Source organism: Vibrio sp. vnigr-6D03, from assembly GCF_002835515.1.
Classification (GTDB): domain Bacteria; phylum Pseudomonadota; class Gammaproteobacteria; order Enterobacterales; family Vibrionaceae; genus Vibrio; species Vibrio penaeicida.
Genome location: NZ_PIZL01000001.1, coordinates 213234 through 233853 on the forward strand (window position 1 = coordinate 213234; position 20620 = coordinate 233853).

Annotated in this window: 19 protein-coding genes; 8 read left to right on the forward strand and 11 right to left on the reverse strand. The window is 43.2% G+C overall.

Going from position 1 to position 20620, the window contains the following annotated elements:
- Nucleotides 1–236: 236 nt before the first annotated feature.
- The 5 genes from CW749_RS00935 to CW749_RS00955 form a co-directional block, all read right to left on the reverse strand.
- On the reverse strand, nt 237–1166 hold the full coding sequence (locus tag CW749_RS00935) for a hypothetical protein (protein ID WP_101110002.1): 930 nt from the start codon (nt 1164–1166) through the stop codon (nt 237–239).
- A 110-nt stretch (nt 1167–1276) separates the two neighbouring features.
- Nucleotides 1277–1960 carry a penicillin-insensitive murein endopeptidase gene (locus CW749_RS00940; RefSeq protein ID WP_237322271.1) on the reverse strand — a complete coding sequence of 228 codons (684 nt, stop codon included), beginning with the start codon at nt 1958–1960 and terminating at the stop codon, nt 1277–1279.
- A gap of 148 nt (nt 1961–2108) precedes the next feature.
- Complete coding sequence (locus CW749_RS00945) at nt 2109–2375, reverse strand: TfoX/Sxy family DNA transformation protein (RefSeq protein WP_101110003.1); 267 nt, start codon at nt 2373–2375, stop codon at nt 2109–2111.
- Between the two features lie 112 nt (nt 2376–2487).
- Nucleotides 2488–3045, reverse strand: coding sequence for a hypothetical protein (locus CW749_RS28355; protein ID WP_101110004.1), 558 nt, complete (start codon nt 3043–3045; stop codon nt 2488–2490).
- A gap of 137 nt (nt 3046–3182) precedes the next feature.
- Nucleotides 3183–4079, reverse strand: a complete 897-nt coding sequence (locus tag CW749_RS00955; RefSeq protein WP_101110005.1) for a LysR family transcriptional regulator — start codon at nt 4077–4079, stop codon at nt 3183–3185.
- A gap of 86 nt (nt 4080–4165) precedes the next feature.
- On the opposite strand from CW749_RS00955, the gene CW749_RS00960 reads away from it, so the two are divergent.
- Together CW749_RS00960 and CW749_RS00965 are read left to right on the forward strand one after the other, a co-directional pair.
- Nucleotides 4166–5194 (forward strand): nuclear transport factor 2 family protein, encoded by a 1029-nt coding sequence (locus tag CW749_RS00960; RefSeq protein ID WP_101110006.1) that lies wholly within the window; start codon nt 4166–4168, stop codon nt 5192–5194.
- Between the two features lie 214 nt (nt 5195–5408).
- Nucleotides 5409–5792 (forward strand): hypothetical protein, encoded by a 384-nt coding sequence (locus CW749_RS00965; RefSeq protein ID WP_101110007.1) that lies wholly within the window; start codon nt 5409–5411, stop codon nt 5790–5792.
- A gap of 142 nt (nt 5793–5934) precedes the next feature.
- Here CW749_RS00965 and CW749_RS00970 read toward each other — a convergent pair whose 3' ends face one another.
- Nucleotides 5935–7122, reverse strand: a complete 1188-nt coding sequence (locus CW749_RS00970) for a M12 family metallopeptidase (protein WP_180958291.1) — start codon at nt 7120–7122, stop codon at nt 5935–5937.
- A gap of 886 nt (nt 7123–8008) precedes the next feature.
- Nucleotides 8009–8629 carry a heme-binding beta-barrel domain-containing protein gene (locus CW749_RS00975; protein ID WP_101110009.1) on the reverse strand — a complete coding sequence of 207 codons (621 nt, stop codon included), beginning with the start codon at nt 8627–8629 and terminating at the stop codon, nt 8009–8011.
- 615 nt (nt 8630–9244) lie between these two features.
- On the opposite strand from CW749_RS00975, the gene xdhA reads away from it, so the two are divergent.
- Genes xdhA through CW749_RS01000 form a run of 5 tightly spaced genes read left to right on the forward strand, consistent with a single transcriptional unit; the run spans nt 9245 to nt 15856 of the window.
- Entirely contained in the window at nt 9245–10693 is a 1449-nt protein-coding gene (gene xdhA, locus CW749_RS00980; protein ID WP_101110582.1) for a xanthine dehydrogenase small subunit, read from the forward strand.
- Complete coding sequence (gene xdhB, locus CW749_RS00985) at nt 10686–13085, forward strand: xanthine dehydrogenase molybdopterin binding subunit (RefSeq protein ID WP_101110010.1); 2400 nt, start codon at nt 10686–10688, stop codon at nt 13083–13085. The genes xdhA and xdhB overlap by 8 nt, the downstream gene beginning before the upstream one ends.
- 28 nt (nt 13086–13113) lie before the next feature.
- A complete protein-coding gene (gene xdhC, locus CW749_RS00990; RefSeq protein WP_101110583.1) occupies nt 13114–13965 on the forward strand; it encodes a xanthine dehydrogenase accessory protein XdhC in 852 nt (283 codons plus the stop codon).
- A gap of 30 nt (nt 13966–13995) precedes the next feature.
- A complete protein-coding gene (guaD, locus tag CW749_RS00995; protein WP_101110011.1) occupies nt 13996–15312 on the forward strand; it encodes a guanine deaminase in 1317 nt (438 codons plus the stop codon).
- 13 nt (nt 15313–15325) lie between these two features.
- On the forward strand, nt 15326–15856 hold the full coding sequence (locus CW749_RS01000; RefSeq protein WP_101110012.1) for a GNAT family N-acetyltransferase: 531 nt from the start codon (nt 15326–15328) through the stop codon (nt 15854–15856).
- Between the two features lie 72 nt (nt 15857–15928).
- On the opposite strand, the gene CW749_RS01005 is transcribed toward CW749_RS01000, so the two are convergent.
- The 3 genes from CW749_RS01005 to CW749_RS01015 form a co-directional block, all read right to left on the reverse strand.
- Nucleotides 15929–16468, reverse strand: coding sequence for a GNAT family N-acetyltransferase (locus tag CW749_RS01005; protein ID WP_180958293.1), 540 nt, complete (start codon nt 16466–16468; stop codon nt 15929–15931).
- 488 nt (nt 16469–16956) lie between these two features.
- Nucleotides 16957–17571: a LysE family transporter gene (locus CW749_RS01010; protein WP_101110014.1), complete on the reverse strand. Its 615-nt coding sequence runs from the start codon at nt 17569–17571 to the stop codon at nt 16957–16959.
- Nucleotides 17572–17612: 41 nt separating this feature from the next.
- The gene (locus CW749_RS01015; protein ID WP_101110015.1) at nt 17613–18572 is read right to left on the reverse strand and encodes a DMT family transporter; all 960 of its coding nucleotides are present in this window, start codon (nt 18570–18572) and stop codon (nt 17613–17615) included.
- A gap of 96 nt (nt 18573–18668) precedes the next feature.
- Here CW749_RS01015 and CW749_RS01020 point away from each other — a divergent pair, with 96 nt between their 5' ends.
- Nucleotides 18669–20090, forward strand: coding sequence for a PLP-dependent aminotransferase family protein (locus CW749_RS01020; RefSeq protein ID WP_101110016.1), 1422 nt, complete (start codon nt 18669–18671; stop codon nt 20088–20090).
- A gap of 34 nt (nt 20091–20124) precedes the next feature.
- On the opposite strand, the gene CW749_RS01025 is transcribed toward CW749_RS01020, so the two are convergent.
- A complete protein-coding gene (locus CW749_RS01025) occupies nt 20125–20562 on the reverse strand; it encodes an Lrp/AsnC family transcriptional regulator (protein WP_101110017.1) in 438 nt (145 codons plus the stop codon).
- Nucleotides 20563–20620: the final 58 nt, after the last annotated feature.

A 20620-nucleotide genomic window follows, 5' to 3' on the forward strand; every position in this document is an offset into this window, starting at 1 on the left:
GCATCATTTATGTAACATAGTAGGTAATAATTGAACTTTGTGTTCCATTATTAATTCATAATACCTACCTTACTCATTAGAATGGCACAATAAGAAGGTAACAGTAAGTTTTAATCTATAATGAGTTAAAAATAGAACACTAACTTTAAATTAACACACAATGATGTGTTTTTGACACATTAAAACTTACAAACCTTCCCTAGCTAAACAAGTGAGTAAATTCTGGTGCTTGGCGCTCACTTCTTCGGCGTAACAGATTTCGCAATGGTATCGACCGTTTTCGTCACTTTCTCGATCTCTTCTGGGCTTCCCATGGAGATCAGGCGAATGTAATAGCCGTTATCTAGCGTACCTATATATTGAATAACAGCTTGATTGCTTGTTTTTGCGACCGTTCGATAACCATTTTTACCGACAAAACTGACCTTATCTTCAGATATGATTTTGTGATCCTCAAACCCTTTGATTGACTTTAAAAGTGTTTTGGCATGTTTGGATTGGTCTGGAATTCGACTTTGAGATATTGAGCTTGCGATGATCAATAGCGGTTTCTCACCTGATTTATCCATCCCATCAAATGTGGTCAGTGAAACGGTGGAGTTCCCCATTACGTCTGCTACTTTGAAAGGGGTTTCTGGCTCAAATGTGAAAGGAAGTAAGGTTATTTTCTCGGAAAGGCTAGCGGCATTTCCGATTTGAATATTCTTGATTGAGTTCATTACCGCCGTTTTATCCAGCGCATCTTTACCCATGATGTTGTAGGTAACCATCACTGTTTTCTGACCTTTGAAAAGGGCGATATATTTGCCCACACTCACACCAGATATCGCTTGTGTACCGATGACAATTGGGGCTTTGTATCCATCTAATTCAACAGAGCTCAATTCAAGCACAGCAAGACCTTGCTTACCGAAACCCTGCTTAGCCATATCGAGATCACTGAACAATACTGAAAGTTGATCAAAGGCTTCTAACGGAAGCTCCATAACGACAACACTGGAGTTGTTTTTTGCGTTAATAAAGCCAGCAAAGGAATCCGATAATTTAAAACCGTTAGGTTGTTCCATACTGGCGGACGTACCTGGAACATGAACTCGATCTTGCGCAGCCCAAGAGCTGAACGACAATATTACCGTTAGCAACAAAATGCATTTTGCCTTTATCATCTTTTTGAACCTAGTTTTTAGAATTTATGAAGTAGAAAACACTAACATATCGATCCATCAAACCAATGAATGCAAATGAAATTTTGGACCCTATTCAGATAAATATGCTGTTACTTTTTGCGATTACATGGAATGATAAAATCAACGTGATAATGTTCGTCGTGCCTTACCCACGAACGTCTTTTGGAAAGCTTAATGTTTTCCTTGATGTATGGACCATAGGTGGTTGTGAATAACCCTGATTGAAGTTTGGGATCGAAAATAACGCGCCATAAATCATAACCTCGTCTTTTCGACTCTTTGTGGAGCTCGACTAAATGGGCAGCTAGCGCGGTGTAGTCTATCTCTAAGTCGTCGTATCGTCCTTTCGCATCCAACTCGATGTCGTACCCCAGCCTATTCAGTGGGTTCGTTGGTAAATGCTCGGATTCTCCATCTTGATTGATCATGGGTGTCATGAAGTCAACAGATAACCCATTACGATGAGTCTTATGCGGGCTGAATTCCCCGCCTTCTTCAAAACCCGTTTCAGCATATTTGAAGATTTTATCTGGGTGGGATTTCAATAAGTTTTGGTATGCAGATAGCATGATTTCACTCACTGCGGAGTGTACATACGTTCTACCTGCTGCGCTCGCGAGTAGGCTGTAGGATTCAAAATTTTCACCATACAATGGCAATTTTACCCCGTTCTCCAAGTACCCATTCGACGTGGTTCCGTAGCATGTACTCGGCTTACTCATTGAAGGAAAAGCGATGGTCGCAAGTAAAAGCCCTAAGATGGTTTGTTTCACTACTTTACCGTATCGAAAATTCAACTTATCCTCCAACTTTGCCGGAGTCGAGACGTTAGAACAAAATGAATTTCCGTGAAAAGAAGTACATTGTGACCAGACACAAAAAAAGCACCGTTTAAGTGCTTTTTTTAGAGGATTGTTACCTTTATTTGGGAGCCAATCCCATTTCATCTAACCGCATCAAAATTTCCGTTTTTCTGGATTTTGCAATTGCACGCCAATCAACGTTTTCTTTAGCGCCCATAATGGCATAAATGGAGTTTAAGCCCGTTCCTTTCACTTTGGTTTTAAGACGTGCGTAAAGCTCGTAGCTGTCGGTATTAAGAAAATCTTCGACCGAATGAATATCGACTTGCGCTAGAATTTCTTCACTCTTTGGCCCGAACCCTTTTAGATCTCTCAACCTTTCCATGTATATGTTCCTGCTTGCTATTTTACTTTTGGTGGTCACTAGAATTGAGAAGGTATACCACATCGCTGTGTCAGATTCTGTCAGTGACTCCATTAAAGCGCAGGAACAAGGTTTATTTCCATTCAAATACGCCGTCTTTCACGCTGCAGTTTGCAACGACATCTGCACTGTTTTCAATGTAAACCTGCTGAGAAGCAGAAACATCGTAGGTGAGATATTCAGAGCACTTCGCGCTCTGACCTGTTCCTATAACTACTTTTGTTCCCGGTTTTAAATGACACGTCACCAGTTTATCTAATGGCGACCATTGGTAACAAATTTCATAATTTTCGCGGTATTTAGCGACATTTCCTGCAGGAACTTCATGTGCCCACCATTGACCAAACTGGCTGTATGGATTCGTACTATTCCATGCTCGGAAGAGCGTAACGTTTGACGATTCCTTGCTCACGTACACTTTACCTTGGCACAATTTACCTTCTTCGGGTGCGCCCAATGCGTTTTCTAATAAGGCTGCATCTTCTGCGGCTTCAAAGTGATCCGCGAGATGTGCGGGCAGCTCAACACTTCCTTCACAGTTAACGGGAGTGAGCGATGCTTTTTCAACGTTCTGCTGATTCACACACCCAGCCAGCATAAGAATAGAGACACCCGCAATGGCTACTTTCATTTAACAATCCTTTGATTTGTCGGTAAGCAGCAAAGTGTACATAGTATGAAACTGATGTCACCTATCTAAATAAGTGAATATCGTGATGCTCACATTCCGTTCTTTTTCCTTTCACAAAGCACACTCTAAGGTGCTGGCTAAAAGGGAGATTGTATGGTTTCACGCACCCATTTATGTCGAGCGGAGTGGCTGTTCTGCTGGTGCCAAAGCTGAACAATGGAATACGGAGCAAGGTCAATAGGAGAAGGGCATTGCGCCAAACCATTAAAGATGGATTCTGAGAGCCGAGAAGGCATGGTGGTAATGATATCAGTGCCACGAACTAGGCTAGCCAATACATTGAAAGAACTGGTTTTAATCGCAATTTTCCGTTCTTTACCACGAGCCACTAACTGGTTGTCGGCTTCTGTCTTTTTTATGTCACCTAACACAATGATTCCGTGTCTTGCATTGCAATATTCCTCTACGCTGCTTGGCGCACTACGCTGGCTTGGATCGTAATAAACAACATCAAAATCTGAAATCAAACGCTTTTGACGTATATCAGTGGCATCGATATCAATGTCTGGGTTTATTGCGAGATCTGCCACTCCTTCCCTTAGTGCTGTTGGAATATCCAAACCAGAAATCGCATGAATGATTCGAATCGTCAGTTCTGGAGCTTGCTGCTGAAAAAGAGGAAATACAGGCTTCAGAATATGTTCGATTTCATAATCATTCGCCATGATCGTAAACTCCCCCTTGTCAGTAGAAGGATCGTAAGTCATATCGGTCGACATGGCTTCTAATTTGGCAAGGACTAACCTTGCATCCAGCGCCACCGTATCTGCCCTTTCCGTAGGAATAAGCCCTCTCCCACTTCGAACAAACAATGGATCATCCAGAATTTTCCTAAGCCTTTCCAATGCATGACTGGCTGAAGATTGGTTAATGTTCAAATGCTGGGCAGCCCGCGATACAGACTGAAAATCGTAAATGGCGAGAAATTGCGTCAGCAACTTGCCATCTATCGCTAAATAATCGGTTTTGTGCATATTACCTATTCATATGGTCATATTGTTCGCCATTCAGACAGTCAATAGGATGTGTTTTCTCCCAAGAAGATAAGAAGGAAGACAAAATGTCTAAAAAACTCATACTATCAAGCCTAATTATGGCATCCCTTTCTGGTGCTGCTGTTGCTCAAAATTCACAAGCGATCGTTTTCCCAGGTGAATCTAATGAACAACAACGTTCGATTCAATTTCCTCAACATTCTCAAGCACAAAAAAATGCCATCGTTTTCCCGAGCCGTTCTTATGCAAATCAATCTTATAAGGGTCGCTATCAACAATCTAAGGCTCGTCAGGATTTCTTCCAAACAATGGAGTCGGTACATGTTGCTGAAGGTTTCTACACAGACACGTTGATCAACAGAGATTACAACACTTACTACGACTACATTGGTGAAGTTTACGTACAGCATGCACCTGATTACCCTGATGGTGCCGAACCACTGCGTGTCGAGTTGTTGAAGTATCTAGACGACAACCCAAACATTGAAGTAGATATTTTGCGAACGATTGCAGAAAAAGATTACGTTGCCATTCACTCAGCATGGACAAACAACGGCAGTACAGATGTGTTTGTTGATATCTGGCGTGTCGAAGATGGTAAATTGGTTGAGCACTGGGATCACTATCAAGGCGTAGAGTCTAGCACAGAGCTTTCAGGCCCTGAGGTTGATATGTACGCAAGACAGAACCAAGATCTCAATCGCACAAAAGCGCTTCGAGTTATCAATACCTACAACGACCTCAGCGATCTCAATGATGTGAGACGTTTTGTCGATGCTAACTTTGTTGGGCACACACCTGAAGCGCAAAATGGTAAAGCTGCCTTTATCAACCACCTTCAAGGCATGGCACAAAATGGGAAGCGTTTTGTCCGTACACCGGCTCAAACCATTGCGATGGGTGATATGGTGCTTGTCCACTCCAAGCAAGTGGATCGTGATATCGAAAAGGATCTAGGCACAGGTTACATCGACATTTTCCGTTTCAACAATCAAGGGAAAATTGTTGAACAGTGGAGCGTGGAACAAAAAGTGAAACCTGTCGATGAGCGCTACAATATTAACGAAATCTTTGCTTACCCATACCGCTGGTAATCGCTGATAACTCGTTAGCCTATACCTTAATGGTTAGGTAACGTCTCTAGGGGGAAAGGATACCCCCGCCCTTCAACCAGAAAAAATTTTCTTTTTCCGTTCATTTCCTTTGACATCGACTCAAACACTGTATAAATATTGAAATGAAGCACAAATCTATTCACTTTTGCTTCCTTTGCCTAGCCCAACCTTTGTTTTCGTTTAAGGAAAAACCATGAGTTCTAGTCCCATTCTGAGCCAGTCCCTAATTGTAAGTGGGCGCGATATTCCATTGAAAGAGCTATTGTTTGCTAAACGTGTTCTCGATAACTACATGTTAATTGCTTTAGAAAATAGTCCTGCCGAGCTTCTCGCCGAAATGAAAGAAGCCGTACACAGCGTTGACTATTTCAAAACAGAAACTGATCCATGTGAAGCGCGTAACGCTGTAAGCGAAATGCTTAAAAGCGTCGAACACGCCTCTTCTTTCGATCAATTTAAAGAATTGGCTTCTAAGCCTTCTCAAGCACTTCATGAGCTCATTGAAGATAGAGCACAACTGATAAAGCAAGAAAGAGATTTACTGCGCGAGTCTGGATACAACGTATCTAAGATTTAAGCGTCGCTTGCGTATTTAGCTTGCTGGCTCAAAACAGCTTTCCAGCTCGAAACAGTTGTCAGCTCAAAAGTAAGCACCAAGAATTAAGAAAGCCAGCTTCATCAAAACGAAGCTGGCTTTTTACATGTGTTTAACGAAATATTCAATCCGCTTCGACGGTGATCGTAACGCCTGAACTTGCAAAGTAACCATTTACGCCAATATACCACTCCCCAGCTTCGGGGGAATTAATATCACATATTTCAGAATTACCATCACGCCAAGAAGCACAATTGTAATAATCAAAGGTAGGTCGAGCGTCTTTCCTTACATATAGATCCACATCGCCTCTCCCGCCATACGTTGTGATTGTCAGATTCCTGTAACCGCTAGGTAAATCCAAAACAAAGTACTGCCATTCACCGCTTGCAACACTCACATCTGTAATAGTTGCACTGATAGGGTCGGGTGTAGGAGGTGGCGTTGTACCCCCTCCTCCATATGTTTCTTGCAATGCTGCAATATCATAATCACTTAAACGCTGGCGTTGACCTAACTGATCGTTGGGCACAGAAGGATCTTTGGACGTAATCGTTGGCTGACCATTAATACTAAACGCACGATAGGAATAATGCATGATAGAATGCACATCGTACGGACCAACGGACGTTGTCACTTCCCCTTTCTTCTCGAAATTATGCTCTTTGCCCTGTTCAATGTTATTCCAATGAATATTCACATATTGATCGCGATCAGCGCGTGATTGCTCGTGCCAAAAGCCAAGTGCATGAAGGAATTCATGAGCAGCAATACCCGGCGTACCACAGCCCTGACCAATAGACAGGTTTTGAGCTCTACCAGTATAACCAACTTGAGAGTAGCAACCACGATCACGAATGATAGTAATGTATCCAGCTTGATTACTTCGCTCAACAAAACGAACATTCGACACGTTTTCGATCCAACTCATCCCTTCTTTTATAGAAGCAACATCATAAGCCGGGATATTGGCTGAAATAGTATAAGGGACGACACCGTTTGGCCACTTCGCATACCCACTCCATGCCGCATACCCCGTCATTTCGCCTTCATCGAAGAAACGCATTGGTTGAACACCATATTCTTGAACATTGCTCGCGGAACCTAGCACTATATCACCTTGGAATACCGCGGCTTTACCACCAACCAACTCTTTCACATCATAGGATATAATGTCATTCGTCCCTATAATATGAGTCTGCTGAGTATCAATAGCGGGTACTTCTGCATTTACATCTGTTTCATTTGCACTAAATGCAAAGAGCGGAGTCATAGAAAATGCAGATATTGAAATTACTATGTTAAGCTTCATAACTACCTCCATATGTTGTCAGATTCCACTTCCATTTTTAACGTGATTGTATATAAGGTTGCCCTAGGGTTATAGATACTAAAACCCCTTAAAAATGGAACAGACCTACCCTACAAATAACATAAGAGCAATTTACCAAATAATACAGACACGCATACTTTATCTAAAACATAAAATGAAGTGGCTACAATAATATGGTTTATGATATTTACAAATGCAAATAATAACCACCATCTAATTTAGCCATAATCTAACAAAGATCAATATCGAGATAGGAATCACAAACAACATCCATTTGAATAATAAATTCTTAATTTTGAGTATAATTAATCATTAGTTAAACTCAACCCAAATGAATATCACACCAATTAAAATATCATAAAAAACAACAAGTTAGATCATTAACCCAAAAAAAATAAGGTAATACTAATTTATTTTTAGTTTTAAATTTAAAATAATTATTATAACCTTTACATTCAATAAGTTGAAATTAAAAAACAAACAGATAATAAACAAAACAAAAGAAGTTAAAAACCGAATGTGTTTGTTATACAGTAACAAATAAGAAATAACAATAAAATTGATGGTATATTTAGAAAAGCTCACACAGTATTTAAACTAGCAATAAAACAAGTATACAATCCAACTACAACCAGCTTAACTTATAGTTAAGCAATTATATATTTATTTACTATCAAGCTAACAGTAAAATTTACAACCTTTTATACTGTATATTTTAATAATGAAAATTAAACAGTGATTCAAATTTTATGACTTCTAACATTACGTTAGCAATTAACCCAATTATTCACATTCCGGTAAGCCTCAAATGTAAAAAGCACCCAATGGATGCTTTCTATGACTTACCCAAAATTTAGACTGGCTTTTAATTCACTTTATACAAAGTACTCGCATCTGTATGCGCCATCGCATTCCCATAAATATTCAAAACGGTATTTTGCGAATAAGTCAGCTTTTCGTCTTCAATTGAGATAGTCATGGAGAACCCCGTAGTCGTTGCGTTATCTGTCATGAAATTAGACTCCGCTATTCCGCGCTTAGACGCTGTAAGCGTCATCTGTTTACCCGCTTGCCCTTCTGCCGTTACACACGTTGTGCGAGGAACGCAGAAGGAGTTGTAAACAATTTGGTTATCCGCATCGTAGATAAAGTAGCCTCGCTGGTCGTGAAACTTCGTGTCGTCCGCTTTTCTGAATACTTCTTGTTTATAATACAGAGCAACAAGGCTTTGCGAGCTCGCATTGACTGCGTCCGCTGCAACTTCAAATGTAATTACTTCATAAAATGGGGTAACTGCTGGGGTGCCTTCACCTTGTGGTGTACCCTTTTGTGCTGGTGCAATATCCACTCCACCAGCTTCAACCGATTTCCATGTGCCCACAAGTGATGCCAGTGGACCAAAATCCATCCCATCAATGTCGGTATGGTTAGCTACGGCTGGTAAAGATAAAGCTGCCGCCATTGCTGCTGCAAAATACTTCTTCATTTTGTGCTTCCAAATTGTTGTTTATTTGGTCGATATTATTCACTAACTTTAAATTTAAATATATATAGAAAAACACTTTAACACTCAATAAAAATGAAACAAATGTTACATTGTGTGTACCTATTATTCACATGAATAGACTTGAGAAAATAGACAAACAAATATATTAAAAAGGTAAATAAAAAATCTCTGTTATATTTATTCAAGCTAGTTCCAAAGACTTAAAAAAATTGTAAAAATCTTTAAATAACAATAATTTGCATTAACACAAACACAAAAATCTAAGTCTTAAAACTTTAAAGTTAATGACAACTTAAGTAATAAAACAATTATTAAATTCAATTTATATTGAGTTACCTGACTTTATAACATGGCTTTTTTACATCATCTCCAAACAAATATTATGGTCACGTAGAAAATTAAGAAACATCTCTATTCTTGACTCATATTTTTAATTGTCGCCATACCCATTCGCTGTACAAAGACAAGCATCCATAGGTTACTTGAGCACAAATGTATCAAAAACGTTAACAAATTGTTGACCTTCAGGTCAGTTTATTCAAAACTTGACCTATAGGTCAGCTTTTATTGATCGATACAATGCTAGGAGAAACCGTGATTTCGTTTTTGCTTAACCAATCCGTGATACACATTAAAGATGTGTCGCCAAACACAACTGTCTTGCAATACGTGCGAACACAACTGAATAAAACCGGAACAAAAGAAGGATGCGGTTCTGGTGACTGCGGAGCGTGTACCGCTGTATTAGGTGAAGTGGTCGATGGAAAACTGGTGTACCAATCTATTAACTCGTGCCTGACTTTCGTTTCATCTTTACACGGAAAGCAGCTAATCACCGTTGAAGATCTAAAAAATCCAGATGGGTGCTTACATCCGGTGCAACAGGCAATGGTGGACTTTCACGGCTCACAATGCGGCTTCTGTACACCTGGCTTTATCATGTCTATGTTTGCCCTCATCAAGAACAAAACGACAGCAACCAAGCACGACGTATTGGAAGCACTTGCAGGCAACTTATGTCGATGTACGGGCTATCGACCTATCATTGATGCGGCGCTGTCACTCAGTAGCAATCAACAACTCAAAGACCAATTTGTAATATTGGAAGAAGAAACCATCGCCAAACTCACCGCTCTCTCCATCAAAAAAGGGGAATTGCAATGTGGTGATCACCATGCCTTCCTCCCAACAAACACAGACGAATTGGCTGATCTGTACATACGTCATCCCAGCGCCAAGTTGGTTGCGGGGGGAACCGATCTCGCTCTGGAAGTGACTCAGTTTAGACGCCCTATTGAAACCCTAATTAGCGTCGCCGCAGTTGCGGACATGAAGCGCTGCAAAGTTGAAGGTAACCAATTGATATTAGGGGCTAACGTCACGCTGAATGACGCATACCAGTCACTCGCTCAACATTTCCCAGATTTTGGTGAGCTTCTTCATCGATTTGCATCACTTCAAGTTCGCAATCAAGGCACCATAGGCGGCAACATCGCTAATGCATCTCCAATTGGCGATACGCCCCCTTTACTCATCGCTTTAGGTGCTCAACTGTCACTACGCCGAGGGAAATCTTCTCGGCTTATGTTGTTAGAAGATTATTTTGTGAGTTACAAAGTCACAGCTCAGCAACCCAGTGAGTTTATTGAATCTATTCATATTCCGCTTCTGGCGACAGAGCAAACATTTAAGGCATACAAAATTTCAAAACGCTTAGACGATGACATCTCGGCAGTCTGCGGTGCGTTTAACTTAACCGTAGAGAATGGTGTAGTAAAACAAGCGCGAATTGCATTTGGTGGTATGGCCGCAACTCCTAAACGTGCAACGCACTGCGAACAAGCACTAGTGGATAAAGCTTGGAGTGAAGAAACGATACTCACTGCGATGAAAACCATTGTGGACGACTTTGAGCCGTTGAGCGATTTCCGTGCGACCAAGGAATACCGTGCTTTGAGTGCAGCAAACCTACTCCGACGCTTTTATATAGAATCTGTTCACCAAAATAACACGATCGAAACTAGGGTTACGTCTTATGTCTAATTCGCCTCAAGCAACCATGAGCCACGAAGAAATGGTGGCGTTATTCAAACAAGATCTAAAAACAGGCGTAGGCAAAAGCGTGAAACACGACAGCGCTGCCCTGCAAGTCACAGGCGAAGCCAAATACATTGACGATAAACTAGAATTCCCAAATCAGCTGCACGCCTACGCGTTACTCAGCCCCCATGCGCACGCCAACATTCTGAGTATCGACCTTTCACCATGCTACGAATTTGAAGGCGTTGCCATCGCAATTACCAGCCAAGACATTCCTGGTAACTTAGATATTGGCGCAATACTGCCGGGGGATCCTCTACTCGCCGATGGAAAAGTTGAGTATGTTGGGCAACCTGTCATTGCCGTTGCAGCCAACGATCTTGAAGTGGCAAGAAAAGCGGCACATGCAGCAGTTATCGAGTATGAAATACTGCCCGCCGTTTTAGACGTAGAAGAAGCGTTAGAGAAAAAACTGTTTGTCACCGATACCCACCAGCAAAAGCGAGGGAATTCTAAAGCAGCCATTGCTCATTCAAAGCATATGCTTGAAGGCAACTTGCATGTGGGCGGACAAGAACATTTCTATCTAGAAACTCAAATCGCCACCGTGATGCCTACAGAAGACGGTGGTATGATCGTCCACTCTTCCACCCAAAACCCAACCGAAATTCAAAAACTGGTTGCTGGCGTATTGGGTATTCCCATGCACAAAGTGCTCATTGATGTACGCCGCATGGGCGGTGGATTTGGTGGCAAAGAAACTCAATCGTCCTATCCAGCATGCATGGCGTCGGTGATTGCTAAACTAACCAATCGCCCCACCAAAATGCGTTTGTTCCGAACCGAAGATATGATGATGACGGGGAAACGTCACCCGTTCTACAACCAGTACAAAGTAGGGTTTGACGATCAAGGAACGATAACGGGGATCGAGATCGACGTGGCAGGTAACTGTGGTTACTCACCCGATTTATCAAGCTCTATAGTCGATCGTGCCATGTTCCACTCAGACAACGCTTACTACTTGGGTGAGGCGACGGTTACGGGTTATCGCTGCAAAACCAACACCGCATCCAACACCGCATTTCGTGGGTTTGGCGGGCCGCAAGGCATGATGACCATTGAACAGATCATGGACGACATAGCAGCTTACTTAAACAAAGACGCTTTGGAAGTGCGCCAAGCGAACTACTATGGAAAAAGCGAACGTAACGTTACTCATTATTTCCAAACGGTTGAAGACAGTGATTTTATGCCAGAGATCACTGAACAGTTGATTGAAACTAGCGACTACTACCAGCGTCGCGAGGAGATCAACGAATTCAACAAACAAAGTCCTATTCTAAAGAAAGGCTTAGCCATAACGCCGGTTAAGTTTGGAATCTCCTTTACCGCCTCTTTTTTGAATCAGGCTGGTGCGCTTATCCACATCTACACCGATGGCAGCATTCACCTAAACCACGGTGGCACGGAAATGGGACAAGGTTTGAATACCAAAGTGGCGCAAATTGTCGCAGAGGAATTTCAGGTTGATATCAGCCGTATTCAGATCACCGCCACCAATACTGAAAAAGTCCCAAACACATCACCAACGGCAGCGTCTTCGGGCACCGATTTGAACGGCAAAGCCGCGCAAAAAGCAGCGCGACACATCAAAGTACGTTTGGTGAACTTTGCCAGCGAGCACTTTAAGGTTGCGCCGGAAGACGTCCAATTCAAGAACGGCATCATTCAGGTGGGCAAAACCCTTATCGAATTTGATGAGTTCATTCAACTGGCGTACTTCAACCAAGTGTCGCTTTCTAGCACGGGTTTCTACCGAACCCCAAAAATTTACTACGATCACGAAAAAGCCAAAGGTAGGCCGTTTTATTACTTCGCTTACGGCGCGTCTTGCTCCGAAGTCATCGTCGATACGCTGACAGGTGAATACAAGATTTTGCGCGCCGACCTTTTGCACGATGTCGGCGCTTCGTTGAACCCAGCGATCGATATTGGCCAGGTTGAAGGTGCATTTGTTCAGGGCGCGGGCTGGCTTACAACAGAAGAACTGGTTTGGAATGATGGAGGTAGGCTGACGACGAACGGTCCTGCCAGCTATAAGATTCCTGCGGTGGCGGATATGCCCATCGATTTTAGAACGCATTTACTGCAAAACAGACAAAACCCAGAAGACACCGTTTTCCACTCTAAAGCCGTGGGCGAACCCCCGTTTATGCTTGCTATGTCGGTATGGAGCGCACTGAAAGATGCCATTCGATATGTGATTGTAGAAAATGACGTAAGCGAAAATGTTCGTCCTCACTTAGATACGCCAGCCACTCCCGAACGTGTACTCATGGCAATCGAAAAGGTGCGTGAAAGCGCGAAAACCTCAAGCAAAAAAACGGCATAGTCAACGCGTTACAAAGAGGATGGAAGTCATGTACAGCGACAACTGGATTCAGGAACTGGCGAAACTCGAAAGCGCAAATGAACCTTGTGTGATGGTAACCGTGCTAAGTGAGCGTGGGTCGGTGCCTAGAGGGGCTGGAACAAAAATGCTGATCACCGCCGATCGGCTGATTGCCACTATCGGTGGTGGACATCTTGAGCACATTGCTACTCAAGTAAGCAGAACAATGCTTGAAGAGAAAGCCACTGAAGTCAAAATCGATACGTTCAACCTTGGCGCTCGCTTGGGTCAATGCTGCGGCGGTATGGCAACCTTATGCTTTGAACCGATAGGCACTCGTAAACGCCATCTCTACTTGTTCGGTGCTGGTCACGTTGCCAAAGCCCTAGTTCACGTGATCGCCACGCTAGATTTTGAGATCACATGGATTGATCAACGAGAGAATGAATTTCCTTCCCAATTGCCTAATAGCGTAGAGCAACTCGTAAGCGACGACCCGGTAGGAGAAGTCAACTTTGCTCGTGAAAACAGCTACTTTCTGGTGATGACCCATAATCATCAACTCGATTTTGACCTCACAAAGGCTATCCTTGATAGAGGAGACAGCGCTTATTTTGGCGTAATAGGTTCATCGACCAAGCGTAAAAAGTTCGATATGCGGCTAAGACAACGTGGTTACAGCGATAATCAGCTCGCCAGTATGACCAGCCCAATTGGCATCAGTGATATTCCAGGGAAACGACCTGAGGAAATCGCCATATCGGTTGCAGGAGAGTTGATCGCCCATTACCACCAAGCAGAATTAGCCGAAGCAAAAACCAAGGAGAGTCGCGCACAAGATGACGACCTCCAACATATTACACAGCCAAAACAGGCATAAAGCCGCTGGGCAAGATCTAAAGGAAGCAACATGACGACCACAACGCACGCTTTTCGTAGCGCCGTGCTGCACAGTGTGGCAGATCCCCAGGAAGTGGGTTTGGAAAATTCATATCAGTATTTTGAAGACGGTATAATCGTCGTTAAAGATGGCATTATCGATCAAATCGGCGATGCGAAAACTATCTTACCTACATTGTCACCTTCAATAAAAATCACGCGGTTTGAAAACAAGCTGATCACTTCAGGGTTTATTGATACCCATATACACTATCCGCAAACAGGGATGATTGCCTCCTACGGTGAGCAGCTTTTGGATTGGCTAGAAAACTACACCTTCCCAGAGGAACTGAGGTTCAAAGATCCAGAATACGCACGGCAAGTTGCCAAATTGTTCTTGGATGAATTGGCAAGCAACGGCACAACCACGGCTTTGGTATTCGGCACGGTGCACAAACAGTCGGTTGATATCTTCTTTGAAGAGGCAGAGCAACGCAACCTTAGAATGATCGCGGGCAAGGTGTTAATGGACAGAAACGCGCCCGATTCCCTAACTGACACACCAGAATCGGGCTACACCGATTCCAAAGCCCTAATCGAAAAATGGCACAAGCGCTCTCGCTTGCACTACGCTGTTACGCCAAGGTTTGCCCCCACCAGCACTACCGACCAACTCGCAACCGTTGGTCGGCTCCTAAAAGAATACCCAGATGTTTATATGCACACTCACCTTTCCGAAAACAAAAAGGAAATCGACTGGGTATTGGATCTTTTCCCTGAAAGAGAAAGTTACCTAGATGTCTACGATCACTATGGGTTACTGCACAAACGTTCCGTGTTTGCCCACGGTATTCATTTGTCGGATTGTGAATGCCAGCGGTTGGCAGACACCGAATCAGCCATTGCCTTTTGCCCCACATCCAACCTGTTTCTTGGGTCGGGGTTGTTTCGACTTCCTAAACTTGAGCAATTTGGCATTCGAGTAGGCATGGGGACCGATGTGGGCGCAGGAACGAGCTTTTCCATTCTGCAAACCATGAGTGAAGCCTACAAAGTCATGCAATTACAGCAGGAAAAGCTCCACCCTATAAAATCACTTTATTTAGCCACACTTGGTGGTGCAAAAGCCTTGCACCTAGAAGACAAAATCGGAAACCTAGAAGTCGGCAAAGAAGCGGATTTTGTGGTGTTGGATCTGCATGCTACGCAACTGATGAAATTTCGCATGAACCAAACCAAAACACTGGAAGAGAAGTTGTTTGTATTGATGAGCCTAGGCGACGACAGAACCGTATGTGAGACATACATTCTGGGTGAAAGCGTTTATTCTTCAAATACACCCAAATAAAATCGAGAACCTCATGCCTGCATATACCCACGATAGCTCTGTATTTTCTACCAAGCGTCTTGTGACTGAAACTGTCGTGGCTTCACTTGGACACGATAGCGAATTCATTCGTGATGTAATCGACATACTTACACCAAACGTAACGGCTGCACTTCCCCCCTATTTTCAACGAATCGATGACGCCGAAAAGGCTGAATCGTGGGTGAAGAAAATCACCGAAAACGGTCAAACACTCGCGGTCTACCTAACATCGGAACGCACTTTATGCGGCTTCATATTTTTATATCAGTCCGACAACGATGAACTTCATTTGGGGTATCTTCTTGGTGAAACGCACCAAGGCAAGGGCTTGGCAAAAGAAATGCTGGGAGGATTACTCGCTTGGTGCAAACAAAACAAGCAGGTGCGGGCTTTAATTGGCGGGGTCGAGAAAAACAACGTTGCGTCGTCTTCTCTTCTCCTAAAGCTAGGGTTTTATCGAACCGAGTCTAATTCGGATGATACAGACTTTTATCGGTTCGATATCGATTCGCTAGCGGACTAGTTCAACAAACCTAAATCACCTCAAACTAAAACGCTCTGAGGGCACCTATTTTAATGCAGGCTCAGAAAAGCGTTATACAAACGTTTCGGCTTTTTTTAGTAACACAGAAGGTGAAGACCAAGTAAATACGGCTTCTTTCACTTTGCTGCCACAAGGTGCACTCCAATCACTTAGATGAGATTGAGTCGCCCCAAGTGCCAAATAGAAATGTTTCGCTGCAACGTTTTGTTCAAGTACTTCCAAATACACACCTGAATCTGGGAAGTATTTTTCCGCCCACTTAGCCGCTTCTAACATCAGCTTGGTGCCGAGACCGTGCCCTTGATAGGCCGAATCTACGTGCAGGTTGTCGATAATTGTTCCGTATTCGAAATTGTGGTTGCCATAAATACAAATGAACCCACAAAGTTCGCCTTCATTTTCTAGAACGAGGACATTTTGATTAAACGACGGGTTGGTCAAGCGTGTTTGCCAAACAATAACTCTATCGTCTTCTGCGTATTGCTCTAGATAAGCATCGGTAACCAGACCACGATAATGTTGTTGCCAGCTTTTTGCATGTAACTGCGCAATTCGCTCGAAATCTTGGTAATTCGCTTGCCTTAATTCCACTCTTTCCTCCTTGAGTGCCATTACTCCATGCTACACCAGCGGTATTCATAACTTGGGTCAAAACGCGTGAACGACAACTTACTTGTTTACGTCTTCGCTTTTTACAACAACCACGGTCTAAAAATACGTCAATGTAATATCAGTTAATTCCATTTGCGCTCTCTTGGGCAGAGAGCTCAATTAACTTTAAATACAGCGCAGTTTTCTACTGCTTTTTTAGTTTCTACTACAGTAAAGCAAAACAAACCAAATTATTCACTTTTTTTACCCAAAATGACTGCATTTACAGAAATTAAAATCATATATGTCTAGTTTGATAGGCTAAAAGATATATAAAACTAAGGTTATATGACCAAATCCAGAGAAAGTGGTTAAATTTTGGCATACGGCTGAAAGCTCGATAGTGCCGAGATTTGAGAAGATTAAGAGGGGTATTTTAGCGCAGTTGAAAGAATCACCTGCCGGTGAGTAGAAGCAAAAGTGTGAGCCTAAACGACCCACACAACGCGTATAGCTAATCCAATCAATATAACGCCAGAAATACGATCGATGAGTACCGCTTTCTCGCGAATTTTATCGATAACGAGCGGCATGGAAAGCAACAACGTAATGAGTGTATACCATAAGCCGTCCACAATAAGCGGAGTTGCTACAATCACCACTTGATTCATCAACTCGTTCCCTAATGCAACAAACTGGCTAAACAGAGCGATAAAGAACAGGGCTATTTTGGGGCTAAGAATTGAAATCAAAAAGCCTTCCCGTGCGGAAGAGAATACAGAAACACGCTCGCCAGCTTCCAAACGAGCTGCGACCCCACCTTTAGAACGCAAAGCATTAAACCCAAGGTAAGCGAGATACGCCGCCCCTAAATAGCTGATGGTTTTGAATAAGATGGGGGACTGCTGCAAAACAACCGCCAATCCAATGATCGTGACAAGCGCATAGATCCCAATACCAAACGCGTGAGCCCACGCCGCCGCAAGACCATTCTTACGTCCACCCGCTAATGTATGCTTAGACACCGTGACCAAACTTGGCCCTGGAGACATGGCACCCAGTAAACAAATAGCGTATAAAGAGAGCCAAACGCTTAATGTCATTGTTTATCCTTTTGCGTTGTCTGAATTACAGCGTCACTCTCTCACTTAGCACTGTTCACTTGCAAGTCTTCTTGTTGAGTTGATACGTTTTTGTGATCATTCGACTTTCTTCTTAAACTGATCGATTTGCTTAAACGAGTCGGTTTTTTCAAGCCCACCAAGTAAACGGCCAACGCAGCGAAACCAAACCCAAGAGCACCGATGAAATCAAAACGCTCGTCAAACAAAAGCCAAGCCTGCACAGCAGTGACGGGGGGAACCAAATAGAATACGGATGCAACTTTTTCTGACTCACCATGCTCAACCATATAGAGCAGTAACAATACCGCCAATACAGAAAGCACAATAACTAACCACGCCAGAGTGGCGACAAATGTTGGTGTCCAGTGAATAACCAGCGGCTCAAAGGCATAAGCAGCGATTGCGAACACGACCAGCGCCGCAAGATATTGCCAAGTCACGCAGGTCACTAAGTCTGTCCCGTTACAGAATTTCTTTTGATAAAGCGTTCCAAAAGTTATTCCAACCAAAGCGATGAAAATAGAGAGAAACGCCCACCCTTTATTGGCCGTATCTTCCCATTCCATTTTTCCATGCAATACCAAAAAGATACCAACTAAGCCTAACGCTAAGCCAAACCACTGACGCCAGCGTAAATAGGTAGTTCCGACCGCAACCAAAGTGACCGCTGTAAGGATGGGTTGTAGCCCTACTAATAATGCGCTCAAGCTGGCTGGCATTCCTAGTTTAATAGCCGAATAGGTGCCACCAAGGTACATGCCATGAATCATGAGCCCTGAAATACAAGCGTGGAATGTCTTTCTTGGGCTAAGGGCTTTCCGCTTAAGCACGACCACTAGTACACCCAACACTAAAACGTTCAATGCCGTTCTAATGGTTAACAAAGTAGCTGGGTCAGTAAACTGTAAGCCCAATTTAGAACCAACAAAACCTGATGCCCACAACACAACAAATATCCACGGTATAAGACTTAATGGCATGACTATCTCCTTTTTTTCTTACTTTATTGGATACAGATATTCAAAAAAGGTACAGTTAAACCTAACTTAATGGGTACAGATTGAGTAAGGCGATAAATGGGTAGCAAAAAGTATCAAGACGTTATTGAGTATGTGCATACTCAGATCGCTAAGAATCGATGGATAACAGGGGAAAAAGTCCCGTCTATTCGAACGCTCAGTATGGAGCTCTCGGTATCACGAAATACCGTAATTCGTGCATATCAAGAACTAGAGGCAGCCAGAACTTTGTATGCCGAAGCGCGCTCTGGATACCGAGTTCGTGGAGAGTCGGAGCCTTCTTTAAATGCCCATATTGAAGCACCCGGTTATGTCGACTTGCTGTCTAAAACCAAGTCCATTTTAAAAACACCACTTGGTGATCACCTCATGCCTGCGGGCTGTGCACACCCCGATATCGACTTCCCAGCCATTCGCTCACTTTACGCCGAGATAGGTCGTCAAAGCCGCTATCAAGCTCATATTCCTTGTCACTACCAACTTCCCCCAGGTAACGACAAACTCGTTGATCAGCTAAGGAAGCTCTGTTTAGACAACGAAATCAATTGCTCGCAAACGGATATCTTAGTGACTCACGGGGCGCAGCAAGCCATTAGCTTGTGCCTGCAAGCCTTAACTTCCAGAGGAGATATCGTCGCCGTCGAGTCCCCCTGTTATTTTGGCAATTTACTTTTAATGGAATCACTGGGCTTAAAAGTCATCGAGATCCCAAGCCACCCAGTAACAGGGATTGATATTGATGCGGTGATCACCGCTCAAAAGGAGTGGGACATAAAAACACTGCTCGTCACGCCAAGCTTTAACAACCCCACCAACTCAGTGATGCCTTTGGAAGCAAGAAAGCGGCTTCTTGACGTCACTGGGGAGCTTCCTATCGTTGAAGATGATGTCTTTGGCGAACTGTACTTCGACACGCACTTGCCATCCCTTATGGCACTGGATACCAAAGATCGGGTCGTATATTGCAGTTCTTTATCTAAGACGTTGGATTCACGTTTAAGGCTAGGCTGGATTGTCGCAGGTAAACACAGAGCCGTTATCGAAAAGCGCTTACTCAGTGATAACATGGGATCGTTGAATTTAATGCAGGCAGCCATTGGTGAGTTTTTATCGACAGGGAAATACCGTCAGCACTTAATGAAAATTCGTCGGCATTATGCCAAAAAACAAAAGCTATTTATTCCTTGGTTAACGCAGGCATTGGACTCTCATGATTGCCTTAAAAATCAGTATTCAATGAGCGTGTCCAATGGCAGTTATATTGTGTGGATTGAATTCCCAAAAACGTTGGATTGCGACTTACTCTATCAAACATGCTTAGAACGAAAAATTAGCCTATTTCCCGGTTCACTGTTTACGACGACGAAACAATATGACCATTGCGTTAGGCTAAGTTTTGCAAGATTTAAACCCAACAAAAGTTGGCAAGATGGATTAGCTGAGTTCGCCAACTTGACTGCAAGCCTGCTCAAAAACTAGCTGTTTCATGCCATTGTGGGAAATACACATCGTATTAAAAGCGGCGGTTGAAAAATTCCGTTAATACGGTATGCGTAATGAGATGCTTCAAATGAGGTAATGCCTGTAGTTCATCACGAATTTCATTCAAACGTTTCATGCTTGGCGCTTCAATAAAAACCATCATATCGGTTTCACCGCTGATGGCGTGAGCCCATTTAACTTCCGGAATATCCGCCACTTTCGCGCCATATGTATCGCAACTGTGCTCTGCTCTTGATGTATCGAAGTAAAGTGCAATATACGCGTTCAACGACGCATCTGGCGGGGCGACTTTTACTTGGTATCCTAAAATGACACCATCGTCTTCCAGTTTCTTCATTCTGGACGTAACAGCACTACGAGACAGGTTCACCTCGCGCGCAATATCGCTGACTGAGCGCCTACCGTCTTGCGCCAAAATCGACAGGATTTCCTTATCAAATTTATCCAATTGCTTCCCTTTATTATTATTTGATTGCTTTAAACGGTTAGAAATTGAGCTACCGATA

Bases quoted from the DNA above. Each gene is read 5' to 3' on its own strand.
- CW749_RS01015 (WP_101110015.1), bottom strand. From the start codon at position 18,572: ATGCCATTAAGTCTTATACCGTGGATATTTGTTGTGTTGTGGGCATCA.
- CW749_RS00955 (WP_101110005.1), bottom strand. From the start codon at position 4,079: ATGCACAAAACCGATTATTTAGCGATAGATGGCAAGTTGCTGACGCAA.
- CW749_RS00965 (WP_101110007.1), top strand. From the start codon at position 5,409: ATGAGTTCTAGTCCCATTCTGAGCCAGTCCCTAATTGTAAGTGGGCGC.
- xdhB (WP_101110010.1), top strand. From the start codon at position 10,686: ATGTCTAATTCGCCTCAAGCAACCATGAGCCACGAAGAAATGGTGGCG.
- CW749_RS00970 (WP_180958291.1), bottom strand. From the start codon at position 7,122: ATGAAGCTTAACATAGTAATTTCAATATCTGCATTTTCTATGACTCCG.
- CW749_RS00975 (WP_101110009.1), bottom strand. From the start codon at position 8,629: ATGAAGAAGTATTTTGCAGCAGCAATGGCGGCAGCTTTATCTTTACCA.
- xdhC (WP_101110583.1), top strand. From the start codon at position 13,114: ATGTACAGCGACAACTGGATTCAGGAACTGGCGAAACTCGAAAGCGCA.
- CW749_RS00935 (WP_101110002.1), bottom strand. From the start codon at position 1,166: ATGATAAAGGCAAAATGCATTTTGTTGCTAACGGTAATATTGTCGTTC.
- CW749_RS00945 (WP_101110003.1), bottom strand. From the start codon at position 2,375: ATGGAAAGGTTGAGAGATCTAAAAGGGTTCGGGCCAAAGAGTGAAGAA.
- CW749_RS01020 (WP_101110016.1), top strand. From the start codon at position 18,669: ATGGGTAGCAAAAAGTATCAAGACGTTATTGAGTATGTGCATACTCAG.
- guaD (WP_101110011.1), top strand. From the start codon at position 13,996: ATGACGACCACAACGCACGCTTTTCGTAGCGCCGTGCTGCACAGTGTG.
- CW749_RS28355 (WP_101110004.1), bottom strand. From the start codon at position 3,045: ATGAAAGTAGCCATTGCGGGTGTCTCTATTCTTATGCTGGCTGGGTGT.
- CW749_RS01000 (WP_101110012.1), top strand. From the start codon at position 15,326: ATGCCTGCATATACCCACGATAGCTCTGTATTTTCTACCAAGCGTCTT.
- CW749_RS01010 (WP_101110014.1), bottom strand. From the start codon at position 17,571: ATGACATTAAGCGTTTGGCTCTCTTTATACGCTATTTGTTTACTGGGT.
- CW749_RS00960 (WP_101110006.1), top strand. From the start codon at position 4,166: ATGTCTAAAAAACTCATACTATCAAGCCTAATTATGGCATCCCTTTCT.